The organism is Variovorax sp. 01N425, assembly GCF_056399465.1.
In genome coordinates this window covers 226,213-245,466 of record NZ_JBFTRJ010000006.1, presented here as the reverse complement: position 1 = coordinate 245,466, position 19,254 = coordinate 226,213, and the positions used below count along the sequence as shown (strand labels likewise).

The following is a 19,254-nucleotide window of genomic DNA, read 5'->3' as shown; positions in this document are numbered from 1 at the left end:
TCAGGGGAGATCCTTGTTGGGTTCGGGTTCTGCCGCGTCGCGCGGGCCCACGCGGCCCAGGCGCTCCTTCAGCGACTGCGGCCGCCCGCTGATCAGCGCGGCGTAGTTGGTGGTGTTGGCCAGCACCTTCTTCACGTAGTCGCGCGTTTCGCCGAAGGGCACGTTCTCGGCCCAGATCGCGGCTTCCATCACCGGGCCGTTGCGCCAGCTGCGCGGCCGTCCCGGGCCGGCGTTGTAGGCGGCCGCGGCCAGCGCCATGGAGCCGTCGAAGTCGTCGAGCGCGAGCTTCAGGTAGTTGGTGCCGATGGTGATGTTGGTTTCATGGTCGTTGATCTGCCCGGGCGTGAAGCCGGCCAGGCCGATCTTGCGTGCGGTCCAGCGCGCGGTGGCGGGCATGACCTGCATCAGGCCCGAGGCGCCGACGCCCGAGCGCGCGTCCATGATGAAGCGGCTTTCCTGGCGGATCAGGCCGTAGACGTAGGCCGGGTCCAGGCCGATGTCCTGGCTCTTGCGCAGCACCGTGTCGTGGAAGGGCATGGGGAAGCGCTGCTCGACATCGATCACGCCCTTGGTGCGCTCGCTGGTGTTGATGCAGCGGTCCCAGACCTCGCGCTGGCAGGCGAAGTCGGCCGCGGCCAGCAGCGCGCGGTCGTCCATGCCGCCCTTGTCGTGCAGGTTGGTGGCGTAGTTCCATTCGCGCGTGCCCTCGGAGCGCAGGCCGATCGCAATGGCGTAGAGCGCGCGGTTGAGCGCGATGTTGCTGCGCGCGGCGTTCTTTTCTTCGGGCGTGAGCGGCGCCGGGCGCGTGGGCACCACGGTGCGCTGGCCGAGTTCCTCCAGCGCCAGCATCTCGTAGAAGCCGCGCGTGCCCGCAATGCTCTGGTAGAGCTCGCGTGCCTGCGCGCGGCGGTCGTCGCCGCCCGCCGCGCTGAGTGCGCGCGCCTTCCAGTAGACCCAGGTCGGCTCCAGCTGCGCCGTTTCGCTCATGGCGTTGATGGCGGGCGCCACCTCTTTCCATTGGCCGTTGCGCAGCGCGGCGCGCACGCGCCAGCCGAGCATGTCGTCGGTCAGGTCGCCGTTCTTCGTGACGTTGGCAAAGTAGCTGCCGGCCAGCGGCGAGAGCTTGCTCGCGGCCTGGCGGCCGATGGTGCCCCAGAGCCAGTTGCGCTCCTCGGCCGAAAGCATCGGGCCCCATTTGCTGTCGAGCTGGGTGGCGGCCTGCTCCGGGTCGGCCATGGCGATCTTGATGAGCGCCAGCACCACCAGCTCCTTGCGCGACTTGGCGGCCACGAAGGCGCGGCCGGCCAGGAACTTGGCCGCGCTGGCGTTGAGCTCCTCGAACAGCGGCAGCGCATCGGGCGCGGCAATGGTCACGGCGCCGCGCGCGGCCTGCGGGCGGTTGGTCTCCATGGCCAGGCGCGCCTTCGTCCAGGCATCGTTGGGCGACAGCAGGCGGGCCGCGACCAGGCGGTCGGCCGCGGTGAGGCAGCCGTCGTCCGCCTCTTTCTGCGCGAACCAGTTGCGGCGCACCTCGTTGGCCTGGGCCTGCGTGGCGCTGCCCGATTGCAGGGCCTCGACCAGGATCGCGTAGCAGCGCACCTGCGGATCGTCGCCCATGCGAAAGCCCGCCAGCGCGGCGGAAAAGCCGTCCCAGTCGCGGCGCTGGCCCAGCAGCAGCAGCCAGTCGTTGCGCAGCCGGTCTTCCTGGTAGGTGCCGGGGTAGCGGGCGAAGAAGTCCTGCACTTCGTTCGGCGCGGCTTCCTGCAGGCGGGCCTTGAGTTCCCAGTAGGCGGCCCAGGGTTCGAGCGCATGGCCGCGCGCCTGCGGCAGCAGGGCCGCGAGCCGGCCCTTGTCGCCGCGCTGGAAGGCCTGCTTCATCTGGACCAGGACGTCGTCGTTGCTGTTGGCCTGGGCGGCGGCGGGCTGCTGCGAAAGCAGTGCGGCGGCAGCCAGGACGGCGGAAAAAACCAGCGCGGACGCTGTATTGCGCGGGCGATGCCGCATGGGTGCCAAAATGCTTGGGAACTGCATCGGGGGATTATGGACAAGTCAAAGGATGCCGACACCTCGGCGACCACGAGTTTTCTCAAGGATCAGGTGAGAAAAGCACTGATCGAGCAGCGCCTGGCGATGCCCGACCGGCTCGCCAAGGCCGACCTGCTGCAGCGCGTGATGCGGATCTGGCTGGTGGGCCGGCCCGACACCGTGATCGGCGCCTACTGGCCGATCAAGGGCGAGTTCGATCCGCTGCCCGCGCTGCACCGCTGGAAGGAAGACGGCGAGCTGATCGACGAGCCGCAGCGCCGCCGCATCGGCTTGCCGGTGATGAACAAGGTCCACAAGACGCTGACCTTCCATGCCTGGTACCCGGGCTGCCAGATGGAAGAAGACGCCTACGGCATTCCCAAGCCCAAGGACACCGAGCTGATCGTGCCCACGCTGCTGTTCGTGCCCTGCGTGGGCTACAGCGCCGGCGGCTACCGGCTGGGCTACGGCGGCGGCTTCTACGACCGCACGCTGGCGGCGCTGGAGCCGCGCCCGTTCACGGTGGGGCTGGGCTTCACCAACGGTTTCCTCGAAGACTTCGAGCCCGAGGCGCACGATTTGCCGCTGGACGCGATCCTCAACGACAACGGCGTGGTCTGGCCAACCAGCTGAAGGGGCTCAGTCGATGTTGTCGACGGTGTCCGGATCGGGCACCTCGCCGATGGTCTCGCGCGTGGTGATGGCCTGCACCTGCAGCCAGTCCCAGAAGGCCTTGATCTCGGGCCGCAGCGCATTGCGCGGCCCGGCAATGAGCCAGTAGCCCATCGGCGAATCCATGCGGTGCTGCGGCAGCACCTCCACCAGGTCGCCGTTGGCCAGGCTTTCGGCGATGAGCGAGCTGCGCGCCAGCGTCACGCCCTGGCCGGTGAGCGCGGCCTGCACCATCTGGTAGGCGTAGTTGAAATAGAGCCAGCGCCTGGGCTGCGCGCGTTCCAGGCCGTTGACCTCGAACCAGCGCCGCCAGGTCAGCCATTCGAGGTGCGTGCGGTGCGCGTCGCCGGCCTCGATCAGCGTGAAGCCGGTGATGTCGGCGGGCGTCTTGATGGGCGGGCTGCTCTTGAGCAGCCAGGGGCTCGCCACGGGCGTGAGCGTTTCGCCGAACAGGCGCACGGCGTTGGGCGGCATGACCTCGCGCGTGCCGTAGCGCAGCGCGATGTCGACGTCCGCCACCTCCAGGTCGACCGCCACGTCGCTGGCGTCGATGCGGATGTCGATCTCGGGGTTGTCGCGCTGGAAGGCCTCGAGCCGCGGGATCAGCCACATCGATGCGAAAGACGCAAAGGTGGTGAGCGACACGCTCTTGCGCCCCGCGCTCTGGCGGATCTGGCGCACGGCCGTGTCGATGCGCGGCAGCGACTGCTGCACCGCAAGCAGCAGCTGCGCCCCCGCGCTCGTGAGCTCCACCGCCCGCGTGTGGCGCAGGAACAGCGCCACGCCCACTTCTTCCTCGAGCGACTGGATCTGGCGGCTCACGGCGGACTGGGTGAGCGCCATTTCTTCGGCGGCGGCGCGGAAGTTGAGATGGCGCGCCACCGCCTCGAAGGCGCGCAGGTGCCCCGCGGAAATGGGGCGGGAGCGCAGATGGGTTTGCGAATGCTGCATGGATGGGGGTGTGGGCGGCATCGGAGCATTGATGCGGATTCGGAATCAGTAGGCTACCTCGTTTTCATTGGACTGCCAACGCCATGGAAACGATCATTCATTCCCGAACTGCGCTATTGCCTCTGTCTTGTCATCGCAATTCGGCAACGCCCAAGGAGTTTCATCATGTCCACCGCCGTCTGCACCACCCAATCGCTTGCTTCCCTGCCGTCTTCCACCCGCACCGCTTCGGCCGTTCCGCCGGCCGTGCGCCGCGGCGCCTGGCAGATCGCGCCCGGCGAGGCGATGAGCCTGAAGGCGCGGTCGGCCAGCGTGCTGCGGGTCAAGCAGGGCCGGGTCTGGGTCACGCCGGACGCCACGTCCGCCAGCGCCAGCGAAGACCTGGTGCTGGCCCCGGGCGAATCGCTGAACGTGGCCGCGGGCCAGCGCATCGTCATGGAAGCATGGGACGGCTACGGTGCCACTTACTCGTGGGACCAAGCCTGAGCGCTGCTCGACCTCCCATGGACGCAAAGGGCGGCTTCGGCCGCCTTTTTCTTTTTTCAGCCGTTGATGTCGAAGCTGGGGCGCAGGGCCAGGAAGTGCGCCAACGCGGCTTCGCCGTCCAGCGCACGGATGCCGGCCATGAGGTCGGGCCCTTCGCTTTCGGCCAGGCCCATGCCAAAGCCGCTGTAGCGGCGTGACGCAAGCGGGCCGCGGCGGAAAATCTTGATGTCGGTGTGCCGGCGGTCCTGTTCGATGCGGCGCATCAGCGTCTCCACCGCCCCATGCGGGCCTTCGAGGTGCTGGCAGAAGCGCATGCCGTCGAAGACGAGCAGGCCGGTGATGCCGTACTGGGCATTGCGTGCGCGGGCCAGGGTCACGATCGAGCCCACGGTGGCCGGCGGCAGGTCCGGCGTGAGCATGCTGCAATAGAAGACTTCGTGGAGAGCTTGCTTTTCTGTCATGCGTTCGGAAGCGGAAGGCGTGCGAAGTGTATGAATCTCCCGGGCCCCGCGAAATGTCAAAAGACACAGGTCCGAAGCCTATAGTGGCGCGTGAAATTCGAGGACCATGCATCCCCCGCCTCGCCCCCTGCGGGCCCCCACCCCTGCGAGCGCTGCGCGCTGCGAAAGATGGAAGCCTTCCTGCCGGTGGCGCCGCAACAGCTCGAAGCCATCGCATCCTTCAGGGCCGGCTCCCGCCGCGTCGCCGCCGGCGCCACCATCATCGACGAGCACCGGCCGAGCGCCGAGCTGTTCACGCTCTATGCCGGATGGGCCTTTCGCTACAAGACGCTGAGCGACGGCCGGCGCCAGATACTGAGCTTTCTGCTGCCCGGCGACTTCATCGGCCTGCAGGACGAGTTTGCCGACGGCCACACGCACGGCGTGGAGGCCGCGAGCGAGGCCACGCTCTGCGTGTTTCCGCGCGGCCGGCTCTGGGAGCTGTTCCATGCCCAGCCGAAGCTCGGTTACGACATCACCTGGCTGGCCGCGCGCGAGGAAAAGCTGGTCGACGACAACCTGGTCACCACGGGCCGCCGCAACGCGGCCGAGCGCGTGGCCATGCTGCTGATGCACCTGTACCGCCGGGCCCAGCGCGTGGGCATGGTGCGCGACGGCTGGGTCGAGTTTCCGTTCAGCCAGCAGCACCTGGCCGATGCACTGGGGCTGTCGCTGGTGCATACCAACAAGACGCTGCGCCGGCTGCAGAGCCTGGGGCTCTACAAGCTCGACGCCGGCTGGCTGCGCATCCTGGAGCCTCGCGCGCTCGAGGCGCTGGGAGACTACTTCGAGCGCCCGATGCGGCCGACGCCGCTGATCTAGCAGCTGCCCGGCGACCGTGCTAGCGCGCGGCCACCAGCTGCCGCAGGTCGTCGTGGTAGGCCTGCAGCCGGCGCACCGCCTGCTCCCGCTGGGCGGCGCTGGCGGTGTTGTGCAGCGCGGCCAGGTTGCGGCAGCCTTCCTGCAGCAGGGCCTGCTGGTGATCGTGCCAGGGGCCGGGCGGCGGCTCGGCGATGCGCATCACGTAGGCATGGATGGCCGCGCGCGCCTCGGCCGCGGAGGGTTTGGCGGCATTGAAGCCGCGCAAGAGCTGCAGCGCCTCCTGCTGGCGCTGGCGGCGCTCGGCATCGGCCAGCCGCGGATCGAACACCGATTGCGCCACCTGCCGCCGCAGCAGCTCGCGCTGCTCCGGGCTCAGCCGGCCATAGAAATCCTCCAGCCGGTCGAGGAAGCGGTCGTAGCGCTTCTCCTGCACATCGGCGGCGCTGCGTTCGAGCCATTCCTTGCGATAGTCGGCATTGTTCTTCGCGTACTTGCGCTCGAGCTGCTGCAGCTGCGCCGCGGTCAGGCTCAATGCCAGCTCGGTGCCCGCCGGCTCGGCGCGCTCGGCGACCGCCAGCAGGCGCTCGCGGATCTGGTCCGCCATGCGGCAGGCCTGGGCCGCGGTCACGTCGTGCGGCGCCAGGGCCTGGGCTTCCTGCAGCAGGCTGGCAATGCGCGGCAGCTCGTTCTGGCGGTGCCAGGTCAGCAGCTGTGCGAGCTCGTCGCGCACCTTGGGCGTCTGCGCGCCGTCGAAATCGAGGTAGGTGTCGAGCCACCAGTAGCTCACCTCGGGCAGGTTGTTGTAGGCCAGCCTGACCGTGCTGCAGCCCGCGAGCGCGGCCGCCGCCAGCAGCGCGCCGATAATCCGCGCCAACTTGGCGCAACGCATTCGGGTAGAAAGAAGCATGAATCAGATTCCGCAAGACAACCAGGGACCGGTCGACGTCGTCATCATGGCGGCCGGCAAGGGCACGCGCATGAAAAGCAGGCTGCCCAAAGTGTTGCACCGTTTGGCCGGACGCGCGCTGCTCTGGCACGTGACCGATACCGCCGCGCGCATCGGCGCGCGCCACGTGGTGGTGGTGACCGGCCACGGCGCGGCCGAGGTCGAGGCCGCCATGGCCGGCAACGCCATCGGCGCCGCCTTGCAGTTTGCGCGGCAGGAGCCGCAGCTGGGCACCGGCCACGCGGTGCAGCAGGCGGCGCCGCTCCTGCCCGACGACGGCACGGTGCTGGTGCTGTCGGGCGACGTGCCGCTGATCGGCGAGGACACGCTGCGCGCGCTGATCGCCGCCAGCGGCGGCCGGCGGCTCGCGCTGCTGACCATCGAGTTCTACGATCCCACCGGCTACGGGCGCATCGTGCGTGCCGAAGGGCAGGCGGGCGGCGAGGTCAAGGCCATCGTCGAGCAGAAGGACGCGACCGAGGCGCAGCGCGGCATCCGCGAGATCTACAGCGGTGTGATGGCCGTGCCCGCCGCGCTGCTCAAGGGCTGGCTCTCGCGGCTGGACAACCGCAACGCCCAGGGCGAGTACTACCTCACCGACATCGTCAAGCTGGCCGCGGCCGACGGCGTGCCCGTGGTCGCGCATGTCATCGACGATGCGCTCCAGGTCGCCGGCATCAACAGCCCCGCGCAGCTGGCGGCGCTGGAGCGCGCCTGGCAGCTGCGGCAGGCCGAAGCGCTGATGGCGCAAGGCGTGCGGCTGGCCGATCCCGCGCGCTTCGACCTGCGCGGCGCGCTGGCCTGCGAGGCCGACGTCGAGATCGACGTCAACTGCGTGTTCGAAGGTTCGGTGTTCCTGGGCGAGGGCGTGCGCGTCGGCGCCAATTGCGTGATTGCCAATGCGCGCATCGAGGCCGGTGCGGTGATCCATCCCTTCACCCACATCGACGGCGAGAAGGCCGGCGTGACCGTGGGCGAAAGGGCGCTGGTCGGCCCCTTCGCGCGGCTGCGGCCGGGCGCGCAGCTGGGCGCCGAGGTGCACATCGGCAACTTCGTCGAGGTCAAGAACTCGACCCTGGCCGAGGGCGCCAAGGCCAATCACCTGGCCTACCTGGGCGATGCCAGCGTGGGCCGACGCGTCAATTACGGCGCGGGCAGCATCACGGCCAACTACGACGGCGCCAACAAGCACCGCACCGTCATCGAGGACGACGTGCACGTGGGCAGCAACTGCGTGCTGGTGGCGCCGGTCACCATTGGCGCGGGCGGCACCATCGGCGGCGGCTCGACGGTGAACAAGTCGACCGAGCCCGGCGCGCTCACGGTGGCGCGCGGCAAGCAGGTCAGTTTTGCGAACTGGAAGCGGCCGCAGAAGCAGCCGAAGGCCTGATCGAAGGGCGCCTGCCGTGGCGCCTCAGGGCGTGAGCGGCACCCTGGGATCGAACTTCGCGCGCTTCAGGCTGAAGAAGGCCTTGACGTTGCGCACATTGCCGTCGGCCGTGAACAGGCGCTGCGCCAGGGCGCTGTAGTCCGGCATGTCGCGCGCCGCCACCACCAGCACGAAGTCCGGCCCCGGCGAGACGCGCCAGCATTGCTGCACGGCGTCGTCGGCGATCACGCGGGCCTCGAAGGCATCGAGGGCCGCGGCGTCCTGCCGGTCCAGCGAAATCTCGACCACCGCCTGCAGGCCGTGGCCCAGCACCGCCGCAAGCCGGTCGGGCGAGAGCAGTGCGACCTGGCGCTCGATCAGCCGCTCCTGCCGCAGGCGTTGCACGCGGCGCAGGCAGGTGGGCGGCGAGATGCCGACCTCGGCGGCCAGCCGCTGGTTGGTCTGCGAGGCATCGCGCTGGAGCGCGTCGAGCAGGCGGAGGTCTATTGCATCGGGGGAAAATGGTTCCATATTCAATGGGATTATGGAATAAAAATCCAACTACCTGAGTCGATGAAAGAAAAGTTCGAAATCCATCGAATTTCGACCGCATATTTTTTCATCCGCTTCCTACCATCGAGCCTCTTCTCCAGATTAAAGGCAGCTCACCATGTGCGGCATCGTCGGCGCAGCGTCCCATCGCAACATCGTTCCGGTCCTGGTCCAGGGCCTGCAAAGGCTCGAATACCGCGGCTACGACTCCTGCGGCGTGGCGGTCCATGCGGGCGGCCTCACGCGGGCGCGCACCACCTCGCGCGTGGCGGACCTCGTCACGCAGGTGCGCGAAGACCATGTCGAAGGCCTGACCGGCATCGCCCACACGCGCTGGGCCACGCACGGCGCGCCTGCCGTGCACAACGCCCATCCGCACTTCAGCCACGGCCCGGGCGCCGACGCGCAGGGCGCGCGGCCAGGCCGCATCGCGCTGGTGCACAACGGCATCATCGAAAACCACGAAACCCTGCGCGCGGCGCTCGAGGCCAAGGGCTACGTGTTCGAGAGCCAGACCGACACCGAGGTCATCGCCCACCTCGTCGACAGCCTCTACGACGGCGACCTGTTCGAGGCCGTGAAGGCCGCGGTGCTGCAGCTGCACGGCGCCTATGCCATTGCCGTGATGTGCCGCGACGAGCCGCAGCGCGTGGTGGGTGCGCGCGCCGGCTCGCCGCTGATCCTGGGCGCGGGCAAGGAGGGCGGCGAGAACTTCCTCGCGAGCGACGCCATGGCGCTGGCCGGCGTGACCGACCAGATCGTCTATCTCGAGGAAGGCGACGTGGTCGACCTGCAGCCCGGCAAGTACTGGATCGTCGACCGCCACCACAAGCCCGTGCAGCGCCAGGTGCGCACCGTGCAGGCGCACAGCGGCGCGGCCGAGCTCGGCCCGTACCGCCACTACATGCAGAAGGAGATCTTCGAGCAGCCGCGCGCCATCGGCGACACGCTCGAGGGCGTGGCCGGCATCGTGCCCGAGCTGTTCGACGGCGTCGGGCAGGACGGCGCCACCGGTGCCAGCGCGCACCGCGTGTTCAAGGACATCGACAAGATCCTCATCCTGGCCTGCGGCACCAGCTACTACAGCGGCTGCACCGCCAAGTACTGGCTCGAGAGCATCGCGAAGATCTCGACGCAGGTCGAGATCGCGAGCGAATACCGCTACCGCGATTCGGTGCCCGATCCGAAGACGCTGGTGGTCACCATCAGCCAATCGGGCGAAACGGCCGACACGCTGGCCGCCTTGAAGCATGCGCGCTCGCTTGGCATGGAACAGACGCTGACCATCTGCAACGTGGCCACCAGCGCCATGGTGCGCGAATGCAAGCTGGCCTACATCACGCGCGCCGGGGTGGAAATTGGCGTGGCCTCGACCAAGGCCTTCACCACGCAGCTGGCCGGCCTGTTCCTGCTGACGCTCGCCATCGCGCAGACCAAGGGGCGCCTGAGCGAAGCCGACGAGGCGCGCTACCTGAAGGAGATGCGGCACCTGCCCGTCGCGCTGCAATCGGTGCTCGCGCTCGAGCCGCAGATCATCGGCTGGGCCGAAGACTTCGCGCGCAAGGACAACGCGCTGTTCCTCGGCCGCGGCCTGCACTATCCGATCGCGCTCGAAGGCGCGCTCAAGCTCAAGGAAGTGACCTACATCCACGCCGAGGCGTACGCCGCCGGCGAACTCAAGCACGGCCCGCTCGCGCTGGTGACCAGCGAGATGCCCGTGGTGGCCGTGGCGCCCAACGACACCCTGCTCGAAAAGCTCAAGAGCAACCTGCAGGAAGTGCGCGCGCGCGGCGGCGTGCTCTACGTGCTGGCCGACGGCGACACCAGGATCAAGGGCAGCGAAGGCCTGCACGTGATCCGCATGCCCGAGCACTACGGCGCGCTCTCGCCGCTGCTGCACGTGGTGCCGCTGCAGTTGCTGGCCTACCACACGGCCTGCGCGCGCGGCACCGATGTCGACAAGCCGCGCAACCTGGCAAAGAGCGTGACGGTGGAGTGAGTGTGGGCTTTGCAAGATAGTCTAGCAATGAATTTGCAATAAAATCTAGCAATCAACTGGCAAAAGAACCTGGCAATCGACTACCAGCTGCCGCCAGCAAAGCGAGACCCTGCACATGGCAACTCCCGTCGCCGTTCGTACAGCCACCCCGGCGCAGCGGCGGCTCGCCACCGCCCTGGAAGCACTGCGGACCTTGCAGGAGCAAGGCCGGAGTGTCTTCAATACGGGCGAGTTCTCTCGCGCGGATCGCGAAGCGTTGGTGGGCGCGGGGTTTCTCCAGCCGGTGATCCAGGGTTGGTACATGTCCGCCAGCCCTTCCGCCAAGGCTGGTGACACGACGCCGTGGATCGCGGGGATGAAGGACTTCATTGCCGCCTACTGCAACGCCCGATTCGGCTCCGACTGGTGCGTGTCGGCGGAATATTCGCTGAAACTGCACGCCGGGACGACCTTGCTGCCCAAGCAGGTCGTCGTGCATGCGCCACTGGGCAAGAACGGCGTGCTCGACTTGCCGAACGGGTTCTCGCTCATGGACTACCAGGCGAGGGATTTTCCAGCGGCCGACCGGCGCGACAGCGTCGGCAATCTCCGTACGATGACACTGGCCCAGGCGCTCCTGAAAGTGCCGGAGAACTTCTTCAGGGCCTCCGCCGAGGACGCGCAAGTCGCGCTGCTGTCCATCAGCGACGCGTCCGAGCTGAGCCGCGTGCTTGCGGAAGGCAACCACGGCACGGTTGCCGGCCGCCTCGCCGGTGCGTTCCGCGCGGTGGGCCGGGACGCGATCGCGGATGACATCGTCGGTTTCATGCGGGCCTTGGGCAATCAGGTCACCGAGGCCAATCCATTCGAAACCCCTCTGCGAATTGTTCCGGGCGACCGCATCGAGTCCCCCTATGTTTCCAGATTGCGGCTCATGTGGGCCTCGATGCGCGACGATGCGGCGAGCGCCTTCCCGCTGAAGGAGCCGGGCCGGCCTGACGACGTTGCCGCATACATGCGCGCGGTCGAAGACGCCTATGTCACCGATGCCTATCACTCGCTGTCCATCGAAGGCTACAGAGTCACGCCGGAACTGATTCGCCGCGTCGCGAACGGAGACTGGAACGAGGACATCCACGAGCAGGACCACCAATCCCGGGATGCGATGGCGGCGCACGGCTATTGGCTTGCGCACAACGAGGTCAAGGCGTCCATCCAGAGTATCTTCGCGGGCGCGAACGCCGGGAACGTTCTCAAGGGCGACCACGGTGCCTGGTTCCGGGCGATGTTCTCGCCCAGCGTGACCGCAGGCCTCCTCGCGGCATCGGATCTCGCGGGCTACCGGGGCCATCAGGTCTACATCCGCAACGCGCAGCACGTGCCGCCCCCGCGCGAAGCGGTGCGCGAGATGATGCCGGTCCTGTTCGAGCTGTTGCGCGACGAGCCCTCGGCCGCCGTGCGCGCGGTGCTGGGCCATTTCATGTTCGTCTTCATTCATCCATACATGGACGGCAATGGGCGGCTCGGGCGCTTCCTCATGAACGCCATGCTGGCCTCGGGCGGGTTCCCCTGGACGGTGTTGCGCCTCGAAGATCGCGATCGCTATATGGCCGCGCTGAACTCAGCAAGCGGCCAGGGCGACATCAAGCCCTTTGCGGCATTCATTGCACAGAGCCTGGGTGCGGCCAGCGGGGCGCAGGCCCGTTCGCCGCGAAGCGACCCGCGCGGTTAAGGTACTTGTGGAAGAGGACAATCCGCCAAGCTCCGTTCGAAACCACAGCCACCACCATGCCCCGCCTCGACGACCCCCTCCACGATGCCGAGATCGGCTCCCGCGACAGCACGCTCGACACCACCCGCATCGACGACGTGCGCATCGGCGCGGTCCGTCCGCTCATCACCCCTGCCTTGCTGCAGGAGCGCGTGCCCGTGCGCGACAACACGCTGGCGCTGGTCGAAGGCAGCCGCGCGGCCATCGCCGACGTGCTGCACGGCCGCGACGACCGGCTGGTCGTGGTGGTTGGGCCATGCTCCATCCATGACCACGACCAGGCCATCGAATACGCGCAGCGCCTGAAGACCGTCGCCGACTCGCTGCAGGACGACCTCCTGATCGTGATGCGCGCCTATTTCGAGAAGCCGCGCACCACCGTGGGCTGGAAGGGCTACATCAACGACCCGCACCTGGACGGCAGCTTCGCGATCAACGAAGGGCTGGAGCGCGCGCGGCGCCTGCTGCTCGAGCTGACCACGCTGGGCCTGCCGACCGGCACCGAGTTCCTCGACCTGCTGAGCCCGCAGTTCATTGCCGACCTGATCGCCTGGGGTGCCATCGGCGCCCGCACCACCGAGAGCCAGAGCCATCGGCAGCTGGCGTCGGGCCTGAGCTGCCCGGTGGGCTTCAAGAACGGCACCGACGGCAGCGTGAAGGTTGCGGCCGACGCGATCCTCGCAGCGCGTGCGCCGCATGCCTTCATGGGCATGACCAAGATGGGCATGGCGGCGATCTTCGAGACGCGCGGCAACGACGACTGCCATGTGATCCTGCGCGGCGGCAAGGCGCCCAACTATTCGGCCGCGGATGTGGCTTCGAGCTGCGAGGCGCTGCTGGCGAACGGCCTGCGGCCGCAGGTGATGATCGACGTGTCGCACGGCAACAGCAGCAAGCAGCACCAGCGGCAGATCGTAGTCGCCGAAGACGTGGCGGCGCAGATCGCGGCCGGCGAGCGGCGCATCACGGGCCTCATGATCGAGAGCCATCTCGAGGAAGGCCGGCAGGACCTGAAGCCCGGCGCGGCGCTGAAGCACGGCGTCTCGATCACCGATGCCTGCATCGGCTTTGCCCAGACGGTGCCGGTGCTCGAGGGCCTGGCGTCGGCGGTCAAGGCAAGGCGGCGCCTGCCGAAGGCTTGAGAGCGGCCATGCCTCAGCATCGAATTTTCGCGATGGCGTTTGCGAAGGTCTATCCGATGTACGTCCAGAAGGCCGAACGCAAGAACCGGACGAAGGAAGAAGTGGATCAGATCATTCGCTGGCTGACCGGCTATGACCAGGCGGGCCTCGCGCGGCAGATCGAACAGGGGAAGGATTTCGAGGCCTTCTTTGCGGAGGCTCCGGCCATGAATCCGAACAGCGCATTGATCAAGGGCGTGGTCTGCGGCGTCCGCGTCGAGGAAGTCGACGATCCGCTGATGCAGAAGATCCGCTACCTGGACAAGCTGGTCGACGAGCTCGCGAAGGGCAGGAAGATGGAGAAGATCCTCCGGCAGCAGGACTGACTGCCAGGCATTGCATCCCATGGCACCTTATCCGCGGCATTGGCACAGGAGGCGATCGGCGTGACGACTCGACGTGATGGAGGGTGCCTGTGCGGGGCCGTGCGCTTCGTCGCCCTGGGCGAGCCCATGCGCACCTTGCAATGCCACTGCAGGTTCTGCCAGCGGGTGACGGGTTCGACCTCATACGCGGAGTCGATGTATCCGGTGGACGCGGTCCAGTTCTCGGGCGAGCCGATGGCAAGGTACTCGCACAAATCGGAAAGCAGTTCGAGGCAGGTGCATGTCCACTTCTGCCCCCGATGCGGCACCACGCTCACGCTCACGTTCGAGCGCTGGCCCGAGTACCGCGGGATCTCTCGCGGGGCGTTCGATGACCCGAATTCCGTGTCGATCAGCTCGCACATCTGGACCAGCTCGGCGCAGACGGGCGTCGTGCTTCCTGCCGGGATCGACTGCTTCCAGTTTGCCCGCGCGGACCTGGCCGGCTTGCCGCAGGCGCCTGCGCGCTTCGATGCACCGCGCATGGCGCGCACGGACAATGCCTGAGCTTCTCTCAAAAAGTTCTCACCCCCACCACTGGAGCCTTTGGCTCGCGGCGGCGTTCATGGCCATCCTTGTTCCGTCCGCCGAAGCTTCCCAGTCGATGGGCTGCAACGGTTCGCTCGTGGGCAAGGGCGATTCGCCCGTGTCGCTGCTTCAGAAATGCGGCGAGCCGATCTATCGCCAGAGCGTCTGCGTGCCGATGCTGCAGCTCGGCTGGATCGTGACGCCCTACCGCGCGGGCAGTCCCCAGGCGATTCTTGCGAACCAGTGCGTTCCCATGGAGGAATGGACATACGACCGCGGTCGCGGTGCATTCCTTGGCGTCGTGCGCATCTACAACGGCGCAATCGAATCCGTGCGCGACGGCGAGCGCAGCCGGTGAAAGCCAGGGCACCGGACATGCCCTGAGAGCCCGATCCCCTGGATGTCTCAGACCCCTTCGATGATCCGCAGGTCCCGTTCCGCGCCGTCGCCCAGCGCGTCAAGCGCGGCCTGGTAGTCGGGGCTGTCGTGCACGGCCCTGGCCTGCTCGACGCTGTCGAACTCGATCAGCACGGTGCGTTGGGACAGGCCGAACTCGTAGACCTCGGCGGGCAGGCCGCGCGCAAGAAAGCGGCCGCCGCCGGCGGTGATGGCCGGGCCGGCCAGTTTTGCGTAGGCCGCGAGTTTGTCGGCGTCGTTGACGGCACGGTACGCGCTGACCCAGTAGGCTTTTGCCATGGTGATTTCTTCTCTGTCTGTTGCTGAGCGCGCAATATAGCTCGCCCGCTGCGCCCTCAGTCCCACGCAGGAAGTTCGTGCAGCGCATCGTTGGGGTGGCCCACGACGTCGACGCCGGTGATGCCGGCGCCGCCCGGCAGGAGCTGGACATCGCAAACCACCTCCCAGGCATGGCTTTCGGTGCGCCGTGCAAGGCACACTTCCTCGCCGGCGGCGAGGAGCTCCACGCATTCGCCGATGCCGATGCGCCGTGCCGCGCCAAGCGCGAATTCGGTCGAGCCGAACTCCTGCTCCACCACCGGGTGAATCGCGACGAGATCGATCTTTCCGTCGCTGAAGTGAACAGCGGTAATTGCATGCTGGGCCATGTTCAACCTCCATTCGTGGAGAGCCCGACAGCGTTCCGGCAACCGCCGTGGGCGTGGGCTCGGCCACCCACTGTACGCCCGCAAATGCGCGTTCCCCTCGCCGCTTTGCCAAAGCCGACTCCAGCGAAGGGCGGCTGCGGCTGCACAATCCGCGCCATGCCCCGATCCCTGCCCGACCCCGATCCCGTGCCCTACTGGCTCTATCTCCTGGAGTGCGAAGGCGGCGTGTACTACGCAGGGATCGCGCTCGACGTGGAGCAGCGCTTCTTCCAGCATGTGTTCGGACTCGGCGCCAAGTTCACGCGCGCGCGTCCTCCGCTGCGCGTGCTTGCAGCGCGCGCCTATCCCGACAAGGGCGCCGCGCTGCGGGCGGAGATCAGGGTCAAGGCATTGCCCCGTGCGCGCAAGCTCGCTTTCTTCGACGCCGAGGACTGACGCGCCCGCAAGAAAAAATACGCGCTTGACCGGCTGCGCTCCCGCCTGAAATTCGCTAGGCTTTGCTGGCGAGCGATTCCATCGAGCGCGGAGACAACGCGATGAGCCAGGGCGTATCTCTTCGTCTGCATGTGCCGGAGCCCACCGGGCGGCCGGGGCATGAGACGGACTTTTCCTATCTCCACCTGTCGCGCGCCGGCGAGGTGCGAAAACCCCCGGTCGACGCGTCGCCGGCCGACACCAGCGACCTGGCCTACACACTGGTGCGCGTGCTCGACGACGAGGGCCGCGCAGTCGGCCCGTGGGCGCCCGAGGCCGACCCCGAGCTGCTGCGCCGCGGCCTGCGCGCGATGATGAAGACACGCGCCTTCGACGCCCGCATGCTGATCGCGCAGCGGCAGAAAAAAATATCGTTCTACATCCAGTGCCTTGGCGAAGAGGCCATTGCCACCGGCCACGCGCTGGTGCTGCAGCAGGGCGACATGTGCTTTCCCACCTACCGCCAGCAGGGCCTGCTGCTGGCGCGCGACGACGTGACGCTGCTCGAGCTGATCTGCGAGCTGATGTCCAACGAGCGCGATCCGCTCAAGGGACGGCAGCTGCCGGTGTGCTATTCGATGAAGCGGGCCGGCTTCTTCTCGATCTCGGGCAACCTGGCCACGCAGTTCATCCAGGCGGTGGGCTGGGGCATGGCCTCGGCGATCAAGGGCGACACGCGCATTGCCTCGGGATGGATCGGCGACGGCGCCACCGCCGAGTCGGACTTCCACACGGCGCTGACCTTCGCGCACGTGTACCGCGCGCCGGTGATCCTCAACGTGGTCAACAACCAGTGGGCGATCTCGACCTTCCAGGCGATTGCCGGCGGCGAGGCCACCACCTTCGCGGCGCGGGGCGTGGGCTGCGGCATCGCATCGCTGCGCGTCGACGGCAACGACTTTCTCGCGGTGCTGGCGGCCTCGCGCTGGGCCGCCGAGCGCGCCCGCAGCAACCTCGGGCCGACGCTGATCGAATGGGTGACCTATCGCGCCGGCGCGCACTCGACCTCGGACGATCCCTCGCGCTACCGTCCGGCCGACGACTGGGCGCATTTTCCGCTGGGCGATCCGATCCCGCGCCTGGCGCAGCACCTGAGGTCCATCGGCGCCTGGTCGCAGCAGGAGCACGAGCAGACGCAGGCCGACCTGGAGGCGCAGGTGAACACCGCGCTGAAGGAGGCCGAGCGCTTCGGCTCCATGGCCGACGGCCACGTCGCCGGCGCCGCGACCATGTTCGAGGACGTCTACAAGGAAATGCCCGAGCACCTGAAGCGGCAGCGCGAGCAGCTCGCGTCCGAGGGCTGACGCCATGGCCTCGATGACCATGATCCAGGCCCTGCGCTCCGCCATGGACGTGATGCTCGAGCGCGACGACAACGTGATCATCTATGGCCAGGACGTGGGCTACTTCGGCGGCGTGTTCCGCTGCACCGAAGGCCTGCAGGCCAAGTACGGCCGCTCGCGCGTGTTCGATGCGCCGATCAACGAGGGCGGCATCGTCGGCTCGGCCATCGGCATGGGCGCCTACGGCCTGCGCCCGGTGGTGGAAGTGCAGTTTGCCGACTACGTCTATCCGGCCTACGACCAGATCGTGTCCGAGGCGGCGCGCCTGCGCTACCGCTCGGCCGGCGACTTCACCGCGCCGATCACCATCCGCATGCCCTGCGGCGGCGGCATCTACGGCGGCCAGACGCACAGCCAGAGTCCCGAGGCGCTGTTCACGCACGTCTGCGGGCTGCGCACGGTGATGCCTTCCAATCCGCGCGATGCCAAGGGCCTCCTGATCGCCTCGATCGAGAACGACGACCCCGTCATCTTCCTGGAGCCCAAGCGGCTGTACAACGGCCCCTTCGACGGCCACCACGAGCGGCCGCTGGTGTCGTGGTCGGCGCATCCGCTCGGCGAGGTGCCCGAGGGCTACTACACGGTGCCGCTGGAGTCGGCCACCGTGTTCCGCCCCGGCGCCGACCTGACGGTGATCAGCTACGGCACCATGGTGTTCGTCTCGGAAGCGGCCGCACGCGAGACCGGCATCGATGCCGAGATCATCGACCTGCGCAGCCTGTGGCCGCTGGACCTGGAGACGCTGGTCGCCTCGGTGAAGAAGACCGGCCGCTGCGTGATCGTGCACGAGGCCACGCGCACCAACGGCTTCGGCGCCGAGCTGGTGGCACTGGTGCAGGAGCATTGCTTCCACCACCTGGAGGCGCCGATCGAGCGCGTGGCCGGCTGGGACACGCCCTATCCGCATGCGCAGGAGTGGGCCTACTTTCCGGGGCCGGCGCGCGTCGGCGCGGCGATGCGCCGCGTCATGGAGAACTGAATGGCCACGCATGCAATCAAGGTGCCGGACCTTGGCGAAGGCATTGCCGAGGTGGAGCTGGTGGCGTGGCGCGTGCAGCCCGGCGACACGGTGGCGGAAGACCAGGTGCTGGCCGACGTGATGACCGACAAGGCCACCGTCGAGATTCCCTCGCCGGTCGCGGGCCGGGTGCTCGCGCTCGGCGGCGAAGTGGGGCAGCAGCTCGCGGTGGGCGCGGAGCTGATACGGATCGACGTGGAGGCGCAGGGTGAGGCGGTGCAGGTGCCGGCCGCGCACGCACGCGCGTCCGCGCCCGTGCCGGCACCTGCACCGGCGGTAGCAGCTGCGGCGACATCCGCTCCGGCCGTGCGCATATCCTCATCGGCCGGCAAGCCGCTCGCCGCACCCGCGGTGCGCCATCGCGCCGCGGTGCTCGGCATCGATCTGCAGCAGGTGCCGGGCAGCGCCGCGGACGGCCGCATCCTGCACGAGGACCTCGACGCCTGGCTGCTCCGCAGGCAGGGCGCGCAGGCGCCGGGCCCGCCGCGTTACGCGGAGCGCCACGACGAGGAGGCCGTGCCCGTGACCGGCGTGCGCCGCCGCATCGCGCAGCGCATGCAGGATGCGATGCGCCGCATCCCGCACTTCACCTACGTCGAGGAAGTCGACGTGACCGAGTTGGAGCTGCTGCGCGCGCGGCTCAACGAACGCTGGGGCAGCGAGCGGGCGCACCTGACGCTGCTGCCGCTGCTGGTGCGCGCCATCGTGCTGGCGGTGCCGCGCTTTCCGCAGGTCAATGCCCGCTTCGACGACGAGACCGGCGTGCTCACGCGCCACGGCGCAGTGCATGCCGGCATCGCGACCCAGACCGCCGTGGGCCTCATGGTGCCGGTACTGCGCCACGCCGAAGCGCGCGACCCCTGGTCCAGCGCAACCGAGATCGCGCGCCTGGCCGAGGCCGCGCGCGCGGGCCGCGCCACGCGCGACGAGCTGAGCGGCTCGACCATTACCGTCACCAGCCTCGGCGCGCTGGGCGGCATCGCGTCCACGCCGATCATCAATGCGCCCGAGGCGGCGATCGTCGGCGTCAACCGCATCGTGCAGCGCCCGGTGATGAAGGATGGCGCCGTGGTCGCGCGCCGCATGATGAACCTGTCATCCTCCTTCGACCACCGCGTGGTCGACGGCCAGCTGGCGGCCGAGTTCGTGCAGGCCGTGCGCGCCTCGCTCGAATGCCCGGCGCTGCTCTTTGTCGAATAGCCGGCGTGC

The 19,254-nt window shown here is 68.3% G+C and carries 21 protein-coding genes; 14 read left to right on the top strand and 7 right to left on the bottom strand.

What is annotated here, in order from left to right:
* On the bottom strand, window positions 1–2,004 hold the full coding sequence (locus AC1DSC_RS13035) for a lytic transglycosylase domain-containing protein (protein WP_167313221.1): 2,004 nt from the start codon (window positions 2,002–2,004) through the stop codon (window positions 1–3).
* 36 nt (window positions 2,005–2,040) lie between these two features.
* On the opposite strand from AC1DSC_RS13035, the gene AC1DSC_RS13030 reads away from it, so the two are divergent.
* Window positions 2,041–2,658: a 5-formyltetrahydrofolate cyclo-ligase gene (locus tag AC1DSC_RS13030; protein ID WP_012746142.1), complete on the top strand. Its 618-nt coding sequence runs from the start codon at window positions 2,041–2,043 to the stop codon at window positions 2,656–2,658.
* A gap of 6 nt (window positions 2,659–2,664) precedes the next feature.
* On the opposite strand, the gene AC1DSC_RS13025 is transcribed toward AC1DSC_RS13030, so the two are convergent.
* On the bottom strand, window positions 2,665–3,648 hold the full coding sequence (locus tag AC1DSC_RS13025; protein WP_012746143.1) for a LysR substrate-binding domain-containing protein: 984 nt from the start codon (window positions 3,646–3,648) through the stop codon (window positions 2,665–2,667).
* 165 nt (window positions 3,649–3,813) lie between these two features.
* On the opposite strand from AC1DSC_RS13025, the gene AC1DSC_RS13020 reads away from it, so the two are divergent.
* On the top strand, window positions 3,814–4,134 hold the full coding sequence (locus tag AC1DSC_RS13020; protein ID WP_012746144.1) for a DUF2917 domain-containing protein: 321 nt from the start codon (window positions 3,814–3,816) through the stop codon (window positions 4,132–4,134).
* Window positions 4,135–4,190: 56 nt separating this feature from the next.
* Here the strand turns inward: AC1DSC_RS13020 and AC1DSC_RS13015 are convergent, their stop codons facing one another.
* Complete coding sequence (locus AC1DSC_RS13015) at window positions 4,191–4,595, bottom strand: BLUF domain-containing protein (RefSeq protein WP_012746145.1); 405 nt, start codon at window positions 4,593–4,595, stop codon at window positions 4,191–4,193.
* A gap of 168 nt (window positions 4,596–4,763) precedes the next feature.
* On the opposite strand from AC1DSC_RS13015, the gene AC1DSC_RS13010 reads away from it, so the two are divergent.
* Window positions 4,764–5,456 (top strand): Crp/Fnr family transcriptional regulator, encoded by a 693-nt coding sequence (locus AC1DSC_RS13010; RefSeq protein ID WP_012746146.1) that lies wholly within the window; start codon window positions 4,764–4,766, stop codon window positions 5,454–5,456.
* Between the two features lie 19 nt (window positions 5,457–5,475).
* On the opposite strand, the gene AC1DSC_RS13005 is transcribed toward AC1DSC_RS13010, so the two are convergent.
* Window positions 5,476–6,330 (bottom strand): DUF6279 family lipoprotein, encoded by an 855-nt coding sequence (locus AC1DSC_RS13005; protein WP_230537737.1) that lies wholly within the window; start codon window positions 6,328–6,330, stop codon window positions 5,476–5,478.
* Window positions 6,331–6,361: 31 nt separating this feature from the next.
* On the opposite strand from AC1DSC_RS13005, the gene glmU reads away from it, so the two are divergent.
* On the top strand, window positions 6,362–7,792 hold the full coding sequence (glmU, locus tag AC1DSC_RS13000; protein WP_369664227.1) for a bifunctional UDP-N-acetylglucosamine diphosphorylase/glucosamine-1-phosphate N-acetyltransferase GlmU: 1,431 nt from the start codon (window positions 6,362–6,364) through the stop codon (window positions 7,790–7,792).
* A gap of 24 nt (window positions 7,793–7,816) precedes the next feature.
* Here the strand turns inward: glmU and AC1DSC_RS12995 are convergent, their stop codons facing one another.
* Window positions 7,817–8,302 (bottom strand): Lrp/AsnC family transcriptional regulator, encoded by a 486-nt coding sequence (locus tag AC1DSC_RS12995; RefSeq protein ID WP_012746149.1) that lies wholly within the window; start codon window positions 8,300–8,302, stop codon window positions 7,817–7,819.
* Between the two features lie 139 nt (window positions 8,303–8,441).
* Between AC1DSC_RS12995 and glmS the strand changes: the two genes are divergently transcribed.
* The 6 genes from glmS (at window position 8,442) to AC1DSC_RS12965 (ending at window position 14,504) form a co-directional block, all read left to right on the top strand.
* Window positions 8,442–10,322, top strand: a complete 1,881-nt coding sequence (gene glmS, locus AC1DSC_RS12990) for a glutamine--fructose-6-phosphate transaminase (isomerizing) (protein ID WP_018903607.1) — start codon at window positions 8,442–8,444, stop codon at window positions 10,320–10,322.
* Between the two features lie 115 nt (window positions 10,323–10,437).
* Entirely contained in the window at window positions 10,438–12,033 is a 1,596-nt protein-coding gene (locus tag AC1DSC_RS12985; protein ID WP_062363116.1) for a Fic family protein, read from the top strand.
* A gap of 56 nt (window positions 12,034–12,089) precedes the next feature.
* Complete coding sequence (locus tag AC1DSC_RS12980; RefSeq protein ID WP_012746152.1) at window positions 12,090–13,214, top strand: 3-deoxy-7-phosphoheptulonate synthase; 1,125 nt, start codon at window positions 12,090–12,092, stop codon at window positions 13,212–13,214.
* 8 nt (window positions 13,215–13,222) lie between these two features.
* Window positions 13,223–13,579 carry a DUF2200 domain-containing protein gene (locus AC1DSC_RS12975; RefSeq protein ID WP_062363113.1) on the top strand — a complete coding sequence of 119 codons (357 nt, stop codon included), beginning with the start codon at window positions 13,223–13,225 and terminating at the stop codon, window positions 13,577–13,579.
* 60 nt (window positions 13,580–13,639) lie between these two features.
* Window positions 13,640–14,125, top strand: coding sequence for a GFA family protein (locus AC1DSC_RS12970; RefSeq protein WP_012746154.1), 486 nt, complete (start codon window positions 13,640–13,642; stop codon window positions 14,123–14,125).
* A gap of 58 nt (window positions 14,126–14,183) precedes the next feature.
* Window positions 14,184–14,504 carry a DUF2845 domain-containing protein gene (locus tag AC1DSC_RS12965; protein WP_012746155.1) on the top strand — a complete coding sequence of 107 codons (321 nt, stop codon included), beginning with the start codon at window positions 14,184–14,186 and terminating at the stop codon, window positions 14,502–14,504.
* A 47-nt stretch (window positions 14,505–14,551) separates the two neighbouring features.
* Here AC1DSC_RS12965 and AC1DSC_RS12960 read toward each other — a convergent pair whose 3' ends face one another.
* Both AC1DSC_RS12960 and AC1DSC_RS12955 read right to left on the bottom strand, forming a co-directional pair.
* Window positions 14,552–14,842: a DUF1330 domain-containing protein gene (locus AC1DSC_RS12960; protein ID WP_012746156.1), complete on the bottom strand. Its 291-nt coding sequence runs from the start codon at window positions 14,840–14,842 to the stop codon at window positions 14,552–14,554.
* 56 nt (window positions 14,843–14,898) lie between these two features.
* Window positions 14,899–15,210, bottom strand: a complete 312-nt coding sequence (locus tag AC1DSC_RS12955; RefSeq protein ID WP_012746157.1) for a hypothetical protein — start codon at window positions 15,208–15,210, stop codon at window positions 14,899–14,901.
* Window positions 15,211–15,366: 156 nt separating this feature from the next.
* Here AC1DSC_RS12955 and AC1DSC_RS12950 point away from each other — a divergent pair, with 156 nt between their 5' ends.
* The 4 genes from AC1DSC_RS12950 to AC1DSC_RS12935 all read left to right on the top strand — a co-directional run bounded on the left by AC1DSC_RS12950 (window position 15,367) and on the right by AC1DSC_RS12935 (window position 19,245).
* Entirely contained in the window at window positions 15,367–15,645 is a 279-nt protein-coding gene (locus AC1DSC_RS12950; RefSeq protein ID WP_012746158.1) for a GIY-YIG nuclease family protein, read from the top strand.
* A gap of 101 nt (window positions 15,646–15,746) precedes the next feature.
* On the top strand, window positions 15,747–16,988 hold the full coding sequence (locus AC1DSC_RS12945; protein WP_012746159.1) for a 3-methyl-2-oxobutanoate dehydrogenase (2-methylpropanoyl-transferring) subunit alpha: 1,242 nt from the start codon (window positions 15,747–15,749) through the stop codon (window positions 16,986–16,988).
* Between the two features lie 4 nt (window positions 16,989–16,992).
* Window positions 16,993–18,006, top strand: coding sequence for an alpha-ketoacid dehydrogenase subunit beta (locus AC1DSC_RS12940; RefSeq protein ID WP_012746160.1), 1,014 nt, complete (start codon window positions 16,993–16,995; stop codon window positions 18,004–18,006).
* Window positions 18,007–19,245 (top strand): dihydrolipoamide acetyltransferase family protein, encoded by a 1,239-nt coding sequence (locus AC1DSC_RS12935; RefSeq protein ID WP_012746161.1) that lies wholly within the window; start codon window positions 18,007–18,009, stop codon window positions 19,243–19,245.
* The last annotated feature ends 9 nt before the right edge of the window (window positions 19,246–19,254 follow it).